The organism is Nonomuraea marmarensis, assembly GCF_043197025.1.
GTDB lineage: Bacteria > Actinomycetota > Actinomycetes > Streptosporangiales > Streptosporangiaceae > Nonomuraea > Nonomuraea marmarensis.
The window spans coordinates 1-2290 of sequence record NZ_JBICRM010000096.1 but is presented as its reverse complement, the minus strand read 5'-3'; the positions used below and the strand labels follow the sequence as shown (position 1 = coordinate 2290).

The following is a 2290-nucleotide window of genomic DNA, read 5'->3' as shown; positions in this document are numbered from 1 at the left end:
CGTCTTGACCCGTCAGGTCGATCTCTCCTGCTCATAGGCCAGGAGGACACACAGGAAAAACGGCACCAAACCATCAGCATTCGGGCCGGTGTGGCTGCAAAGCCTTGACGGGCCGTTTCATATCAGAGTTGTGCTTGTAAGGACCCGGCCAGTGGCAAGCGGCTTGGGAAGACCTGCCCGAAGCTGCGCCGCCCCCACGGAGACGGCGGACAACGGTGGAGCACCACCCACGGCACGTGGGGCTACCAGCTGGAGTTGCCCGCCCACGCGGACGGCAAGCGGCGCACCCCGCTGCGCCGCAGCGGTTTCACCACGCTGGAGGATGCCGAGGCCGAGCTGGACCACGCCCGCGGCCTGCTCGCCCTCGACACCGATCCCGCCGTGCGGCGGCAGATCACCAAGCTGATGCTGTCGGTGCTCAAAGACACCAAGAGCCTGCCCGACCTCGAAGAGGTGCGGCGCAAGGTCCAAACCCGGCAGGATCTGAACCGGCACGTCACGGTGGCCGAGTGGCTGGGGGAGTTCCTCAAGCGCAAGCGGTCGATTGAGGCGACGACGAAACGCTCTTATGAGTCTCACGTCCGGCTCTACCTGAAGCCGTACCTGGGCGATATCCGGTTGGACCGGCTGCGGGTCTCCGACATCGCGGGCATGTTCGATGCGATCGAGGAGTTCAACGACATCATCGCCACCGAACGCGCCAGCGGCGATCCCGCCCGCGTGGCAGCAGTCAGGTATCGGCGTCCGGTCGGGCCGACCACGATGCATCGCATCCGCGCGACCTTGCGGCACGCGTTGAACATCGCGATCTGCCAGGACCGGCTGCTGGACTTCAACCCGGCCGCCGTCGTCGAACTCGACTCCGTGACCCGGCCCAAGCCGGTCATTTGGACCGACGAGCGGGTCACCCGGTGGCGCGCCGACCATCAGGCGCATCTGGAGCGGCTCAAGCGGACCCGCGAGGGGAAGCGGGTCGACCCGATCGCCGCCTACATCGGTGCTCCGCGTCCGTCGCCGGTGATGGTGTGGACCCGCGAGCAGACCAACGCCTTCCTGGCCTACGCCCGCCGGGACCGGCTGTTCGCCCTCTACAGGTTGATCGCGGTACGCGGGCTGCGGCGCGGTGAGGGGGTCGGGGTGCGCTGGCCGGACGTCATCTTCGAGAAGGCCCGGATCGGGGTGCATTGGCAGATCACCCAGCTCGGCTGGACCCCGATCCAGGGCAGCCCGAAGACCGATGCCAGCGACCGCGAGATCGCCGTCGACGCCGAAACCATGGCGATCTTGAAAGAGCATAAGAAGCGCCAGGCCCGGGAGCGGCTGGTCATGGGCGCAGACTGGGCCGACAGCGGCTTCGTGTTCACCAACGAGAGTGGCCGGCCGCTGCATCCACAGCACGCGACCGACCGCTTCTACTGGCTGTGCTACCAAGCAGGCCTGCCGCCGATCCGGCTGCATGACCTGCGCCACGGGGCGGCGACCGCGATGCTCGCCGCCGGGGTCGATATCAAGATCGTGCAGGAGACCCTCGGCCACAAGTCCTCGGCGTTCACCCGTGACACCTACACCAGCGTCTATCCCGAAGCGGCTGCTGCGGCGGCCGAGGCGACCGCTACTTTCCTCGCGGGGCCCGTCGTTCCGGCGCCCGGACCGGTGCCGTCCAGGCGGAGCACCGCTCGGCCCGGAACAAGCGGTAAGCCGGAAGGGGAGGGGGAGGCTAGCGGGACGGTGATCCCGATGCCGCCCCACTAACCGTCACGAGGCCAGGGAGAGAGTTGGCAGAAGGCCGGTCAGCCGCGCGACTGACCGGCCTCCGCAGAGGGCCGTGCGGGTAAGGGAGGGGGAGAGGAGCCCCAGATGACGGGTGCATCTGAGTCTTACCCGCAAGGCCTGAGCCCGGCAGCAGCACACCAGGGGAAGGGGGCGGCTGCCGGACGTCTATGGGTGGGCGGTCCCTCGCATCGCGGCCCTTGGCTTCCGCGATTGTCCCAAGGCGAGGGACCGCCCCTGGCAACGATCAGGCGAACGGGGAGAACGCCGTGATCATCGCCGCGTGGGTGACCGACCGGGGTTCTTGAACAACCGGTCTGCCACCAGGTCTCGAGAGCGCGTTGAGCCTGGCTGACCGCGGAGCAATGCTTGAGATCTGTGGATCGACCGGGGAGGGTGTACCTTCCCGGTGATCGTTTGAGGTCTCACACGCATGCCGACGTTGGCCCGTCGGCTGGGAAGGCACACCCATGCTTACCGTAGTCCCTGATCCCGCCGACGACCGTCGCCTCACGGGTGA

At 67.6% G+C, this 2290-nt stretch carries 1 protein-coding gene; it reads left to right on the top strand.

The annotated features are described in order from the left end of the window. Nucleotides 1-255: 255 nt before the first annotated feature. Nucleotides 256-1752 (top strand): site-specific integrase, encoded by a 1497-nt coding sequence (locus ACFLIM_RS50075; protein ID WP_393177981.1) that lies wholly within the window; start codon nt 256-258, stop codon nt 1750-1752. Nucleotides 1753-2290: the final 538 nt, after the last annotated feature.